The organism is Nostoc flagelliforme FACHB-838 (assembly GCF_014698065.1).
GTDB lineage: Bacteria > Cyanobacteriota > Cyanobacteriia > Cyanobacteriales > Nostocaceae > Nostoc > Nostoc flagelliforme_B.
Genome location: NZ_JACJSI010000392.1, coordinates 1 through 5,339, shown reverse-complemented (window position 1 = coordinate 5,339; position 5,339 = coordinate 1). Strand labels below are relative to the sequence as shown.

Here is a 5,339-nt window from a genome sequence, read left to right as displayed (position 1 = left end):
AAAAATCACGACGAGCAGCGATGAACGATCGCTATATGCTCTCTGTGTTAGCTGCGGCTCTCTCAAACTCAGTACCTCTGCCATAATCCCCCTGTCAATAGGGTTTGAGACGCGCTAACCCTGGTATCTTGCAACAGCACTTCGGCACGAGACTTGAGAATATCCGCAATTTGATTGAAAGCAATACCTGCGGTTGATAATTGGGTTTCAATAGGTAAATCATGCAGTTCTGTATCCAAGCACTCCCATACCGCATCAAGGGAAGAAGTTGGTGGAGATTCGGACAACTCATCTAATACATCCCAGATTGTTAATTGGCGGTATGTGGTCAACTCGCTTCGCTCCAATTCAAAATTTAAAATTCAAAATTATAACCCGATAAATAAATTTAGGGGCTTGTAATAAGGGCGTAGTATTTCTTGCACTATGCCACTCGTTATACATATTTCTCTTTCTCCATAAATAAATTTAGTTGCTCTGCATCCTTATTAAACAATTCAAAATTAAAGAAATAATTTTGAATTTTGCATTTTGAATTTTGAATTCAAAAAATGGTCATCTCTAGGATTCTGGATGTAACGGGCAGGGTCGTACTGGGCAGTAGGTTAAGGTAATCTCAAACATATCTTTATATTGATAGAGTGAAACACCATATTGTTTCGCAAATGCCTGCAACACCTGATCTGTATAGGCGCGGATCTTGCCTGCCGTTAGCCCAAAACAGTGAATTGGTTCTAAGCGACAAACAGGTTTTTGCCCCAGCCAGAGTTCTGCCGACATAGCGTGTAATGGTTTATCTCCCGGTTCTTTATATAGATACAACACTGCAAAATATGTTGCTGGTGCTTCGACTGCGATTGCATCAATTTGCGCCGAATCATCTTTACTTTTGTTGCGGTAAAACGAACGGCGATTGTGACAAACCTTCGGATTCCAGCAGCCATCACCTTCTGGGCCATGCAGCACCTTAGCCTTAGCTGCGGGTAGTTTGGCGCATAGCTGACATTTAGAATCTAACGGCTTGGGCATAGTTTAGTCTATTGATTCCTCCGTAACATACTTCCACACCTATAGTGCGGCTGGGGTATACGAGTATGTCACTTTTTGTTGTATCTACTAAAATCTGGTTGCGGATAAAATTGTTCTATACGTTTTTCTACTGTCTTGCGTAGTTTTTCTTGACAAATAGGACAGTTCGTAAACATATTGGAAGCATCTGAACAACTAATTGTTTGACCACATAAACTTAATACATGAGCTTCCTCATGCCCTAATTGTGGTACAAAGTGAATAATTTTTTCAGAATTAGACATAGTTTGTATTTCCTTAATTCAACGTACTCTTCTAGCCGATGAACATCCTCTACTGTTCTGCCTCCTCACCGATTGCCCGATAATAAGCAGCGATCGCCGCTTCTTGCTCACTGCGAAGTGTATAGCGCCGAAACGCTTTCTCGCTTTGATGTCCTGTTAGTTTTCGCGCATGGCTGGGGTCAACTCCCAATAGTAATAAGTCAGTGGCATAGGTGTGGCGAAAGGAGTGAGGGTGCAAATCCTCAATATGAGCTATTTCACCGATTTTTTCCACAGCAAAGTAAATGCCGTGATAACTCAAGCGTTCACCTTTGTACGAAGCGTGGTGTGAAATCATCAGTGGGCTAAGGCTGTTTAACACCTCTCCCTGCTGTTCGCGCAATTGCAAATACTCTGCTAAAACTTCCCGGCTCTCTTTTCGCAGTGGAACTAAGCGTGGTTCATTGGTTTTGGTATCTGGTAAAAACAGCAGCTTGCCATCAAATGACCCAACATTTAGCTGCACAACTTCTCCAGCGCGCAGCCCGTGACTGAGAATGTGAACCAGTGCTGTATCGCGTTGCTTTGTTTCTCCCAACAATTCTAACGCTGACCAAACCTGCTCCATCTGTTCTGAAGTTAAACTCTGGGCTGGTGGCAATGGCACTTTTTCCAGTTTAATGCCCAGCGTGGGATTAGTAGAAATTATGTCAGGATACGTATAGCACATCCATTTAAAAAAGCTTTTGAGTGCAGCAACTGAGGCATTTATGCTGCTTTTTGAAAGCGGTTTACCAGCATCAGTTCGCAGTTCATCTCGCAGATACTCTTTATAGAGTGCGAAGTGACGCGGGCGTAGCTCATGATAGTGCAGCTCACTCCAAACCAAAAACCGTTTGAGTTCTCGTTCGTAAAGCTTGCGGCTGTTGGGTGCGAGATTGTTGCTGCGTAAAAATTCCAGCACCTTTATCCATCGAATATCTGTGGGTGTGCTAATTTTAACAGAACTTCTATGTTTTGTTGTTTGCACACTAGATAGATTTCTATCCAATGGTATTAGTTTTATCGGAGGTAAAGAATCTGCGCTATAATCCATCTTTAAACTAAATAAATAATTTCAATGTTTATATTTATTCTCTAGTACGTATAACTTTTATAAAACTATTAATTAGCTTGCATACCATTAGTTATTATAAAGATACTAACTTTACATACTCAAGGATATTTTTGCTGACTCATTAATACTTGCCTTTGTAGTAATCGATTAGGAAGATTAAACTGAAGTAACTTTGCAGTTGCTTGCCCTACTTGAGTTTTTCCCTCAATTCTTACACTCTCAAAATAGAAATGTTCATCCCAAATCTGACGGCGAGGATTATACAATAGCACTATTTCTCCGGTAGCCGAGTCAATTGTCGCAAAATCAGAACCTTTATGACGATTGCATGATAAACACGAAAGAGCTAAATTTTCCGCCAAAGTTTCGCCCCCATGTTTCATAGCGAGAATATGATCTACTTCATGGGTATATATTGAAAAATCTTGGTGAATTAAACAATATTCACAGCGTCCTGACGCTCTGCTAACTACCAGCTTGCGAAGTTCTGTTGAAATTGAAGTACTGGCCATCAAATTTTCATGACTTTTCCATAGCACGGGCCTTTAGCAGAATCATTAGATGTTCTAATTGTTCGTAAACATCTAATTGAGCTAATTCCATTTGAGTTAGTGAAGCAGAACGGTTTTTCTCTAATAATGCTTCTAACTGCATTTGTACTTGTGATGAAACTTTAAAAGCAATTATCTCTTCTGGCGTTGGACGTTTAATCAAGAAATCCAGCACTTCTTGATACACTTCGGAAACCTCTACAGTTTGTGCATTCACTTTTGGCTGCTCGCTTGTTTGTTGCACATCTGCATCCAACAATAGCCAAAGTAGTTGGGGTAAGCGACTTTGCAAAGGTTCTAAACGCCCGGCTAGTTCATCTGGGATCTGAATCGTTAATTTTGCCACGTTTCCAACCTTGAACTAAGGTGTTTGCTCACATTATGCTTTAGATTACATCGTAGTACAACACTACAATACAAAATAAGGGAACCCTTATCTTTTATCCGGCATAAACTACGATAAAGATACACGAACCCCCAGATACAACACTTTCACCAATATGCGATGTCGGTTCGCGGACTAAGTGAAAATTGTCGCAGACTATGTGAAAATATTCGCGGACAAATTGAAAATGACCTTGTGTAACCCTTATTCTCTCGTACTATATGGCGATCGCTAATTAGAGAAGTATTTCTCCAAAGCCTTATACTGTAATGAATTGCAACCTTTTATCCTCATTTGGCGGAAAATTTCAATTAGTCCGCGAATTTGGTAGGAATTTTTCATCTAGTCCGCGACAAATTTTCACTTAGTCTGCGACAATATAAGTTGAAACCCTTATTATTTCGTTGAAATTTTTTCAATTAGTCTGCGAACCGACAGCGATCGCGGGGTGCATATTGGCAACAGGAATAGAAACTATTGCGTTGCCGATAAATTTTGCTTGTCTTTGGTACCGCCTTTGATGCCTAGCTCAAGCGATAACCATTTACACGGTGTTAACTTCCAGTTATAGTTAGCCGTAACTTATTATAGGCACAATGCAACTATAACTTTGACTTGGTGTAAAGATAGTTTACAAAAGTTGCTCAGGCGGTTGCCTTAGTGTATGGGAATAAAAAAGTTCAACAATAAATAATAAAGTTCAACAATTTCTGTTAAGTGCTTTACCCGGCTCCAAGCATCCGTCCATAAATCGCTTGAAAGAGCCTGTAAGTCGCACCCACGCTACGTTATTACTAGAGCGATCGCCACCGACTCATGGCGGTTACGCCATCGCTCTTAAGCTCTTCAAAGATTTCTGGTCTTATTTCCGGGTAACTCTATTATTATCCAGTCAACCCCTTCTCTGCGTTCGCGCAGCGTGTCCCAGACAGACACTACGCGAACGGGGAATTCAAAATTCAAAATTATTACTTCAAACATTTTAGACAAGACGCGACGCTCGAAGACTCGCTTTAAGCGTTGCCATGCCGTAAAGTCTGCGGCATAGCAACGCTTAGGGCGCAGGCTCTCTAAGAGTTGGCTTTACGCTTCGCTATGGTGGACTTGCTTGCCGCCGGCGCTATCAGTGGGAGCTTGAAACCCGCCACTGATAGCGTCTTGTAGACCACTGATTCAAAGAATTCAGTGGGGGCTTTGACTCGAACGCGAGTGCGTCTCCGTTAGGAGAAGGATAATTAATTCAAAATTATTCTTATTCTTCCTAAGAGAATTTTGAATTTCATTAAACGGTAATGGGGGGCATATTTTATAGTGTTGTAAAGTTTCTTGTTCTTGACTAATAAATTTCGTCTTCTTCATCTACCCAGGGCGGCCGCATCATGTCAATAAGCATACTTTATTGAGAATAGATTTAAAATCAATGTCATTAAGTTTTGCTTATTGCGAAAGTTTTAGGCGATCGCTTTGGGGCTTAAAAAATAATCAAGCTCGAAATCCTGATTTTTTCGTTGGTTCTTAACCTTCGTTGTGATCAAGAGTAATTTAGATGCGTTTGCCCTGTTCATCTACCCAATCTTGATCCCAGAGAAGTTGACTGTAAACTTTAGTAGCTTGAGATATTTTTAGGTTGTGAGCTGCTGTGACACAATTTCTTGGTTGCCAGCCAATGAGGGCGTATCTTCGGTGTAAATATCTGACAGCATCTTTGGAGTCATTAATTACTGGAATATCTTCTTTGATGTATTTCCGCAATTGGATTCCTAAACGAATTGCCTCCATTTCATAATTGTGAAAATAGGGTTCTTCAACATCAGGTGTAGAAATCAGCAATCCTCTCACCCAGGCATGACTTTTATAGATAGCCTTCGCTACAACTAAATTCAGGGTTAGCGCGTCTCAAACCCTATTGACAGTGGGATTCTAGGAGAGGATTGAATTTGGGAGAGATGCGGCTAACACAGAAAGCATATACTGATCATTCATAGCGGCTCGCC

The 5,339-nt window shown here is 40.9% G+C and carries 8 protein-coding genes; 1 reads left to right on the top strand and 7 read right to left on the bottom strand.

Annotated features, from left to right (window positions below; all coding sequences use genetic code 11):
• Positions 1-68: 68 nt before the first annotated feature.
• The 6 genes from H6G97_RS44645 to H6G97_RS44620 all read right to left on the bottom strand — a co-directional run bounded on the left by H6G97_RS44645 (position 69) and on the right by H6G97_RS44620 (position 3,306).
• Entirely contained in the window at positions 69-332 is a 264-nt protein-coding gene (locus H6G97_RS44645) for a hypothetical protein (protein ID WP_338421980.1), read from the bottom strand.
• Positions 333-561: 229 nt separating this feature from the next.
• Positions 562-1,029 (bottom strand): hypothetical protein, encoded by a 468-nt coding sequence (locus H6G97_RS44640; protein ID WP_190946889.1) that lies wholly within the window; start codon positions 1,027-1,029, stop codon positions 562-564.
• Between the two features lie 68 nt (positions 1,030-1,097).
• Complete coding sequence (locus tag H6G97_RS44635; protein ID WP_190946888.1) at positions 1,098-1,313, bottom strand: hypothetical protein; 216 nt, start codon at positions 1,311-1,313, stop codon at positions 1,098-1,100.
• Positions 1,314-1,362: 49 nt separating this feature from the next.
• Positions 1,363-2,388, bottom strand: a complete 1,026-nt coding sequence (locus H6G97_RS44630; RefSeq protein WP_190946887.1) for a tyrosine-type recombinase/integrase — start codon at positions 2,386-2,388, stop codon at positions 1,363-1,365.
• A 119-nt stretch (positions 2,389-2,507) separates the two neighbouring features.
• Positions 2,508-2,921 carry an HNH endonuclease gene (locus tag H6G97_RS44625; protein ID WP_190946886.1) on the bottom strand — a complete coding sequence of 138 codons (414 nt, stop codon included), beginning with the start codon at positions 2,919-2,921 and terminating at the stop codon, positions 2,508-2,510.
• Between the two features lie 7 nt (positions 2,922-2,928).
• The gene (locus H6G97_RS44620; protein ID WP_190946885.1) at positions 2,929-3,306 is read right to left on the bottom strand and encodes a hypothetical protein; all 378 of its coding nucleotides are present in this window, start codon (positions 3,304-3,306) and stop codon (positions 2,929-2,931) included.
• A 794-nt stretch (positions 3,307-4,100) separates the two neighbouring features.
• On the opposite strand from H6G97_RS44620, the gene H6G97_RS44615 reads away from it, so the two are divergent.
• Positions 4,101-4,331, top strand: coding sequence for a hypothetical protein (locus tag H6G97_RS44615; RefSeq protein WP_190946884.1), 231 nt, complete (start codon positions 4,101-4,103; stop codon positions 4,329-4,331).
• Between the two features lie 556 nt (positions 4,332-4,887).
• Here H6G97_RS44615 and H6G97_RS44610 read toward each other — a convergent pair.
• Positions 4,888-5,175, bottom strand: a complete 288-nt coding sequence (locus H6G97_RS44610; protein WP_190946883.1) for a hypothetical protein — start codon at positions 5,173-5,175, stop codon at positions 4,888-4,890.
• Between the last annotated feature and the right edge of the window lie 164 nt (positions 5,176-5,339).

What these genes read in the sequence shown, in the direction of transcription:
- H6G97_RS44630 (WP_190946887.1), bottom strand. Translation starts at nt 2,388, where the DNA reads ATGGATTATAGCGCAGATTCTTTACCTCCGATAAAACTAATACCATTG.
- H6G97_RS44635 (WP_190946888.1), bottom strand. Translation starts at nt 1,313, where the DNA reads ATGTCTAATTCTGAAAAAATTATTCACTTTGTACCACAATTAGGGCAT.
- H6G97_RS44625 (WP_190946886.1), bottom strand. Translation starts at nt 2,921, where the DNA reads ATGGCCAGTACTTCAATTTCAACAGAACTTCGCAAGCTGGTAGTTAGC.
- H6G97_RS44640 (WP_190946889.1), bottom strand. Translation starts at nt 1,029, where the DNA reads ATGCCCAAGCCGTTAGATTCTAAATGTCAGCTATGCGCCAAACTACCC.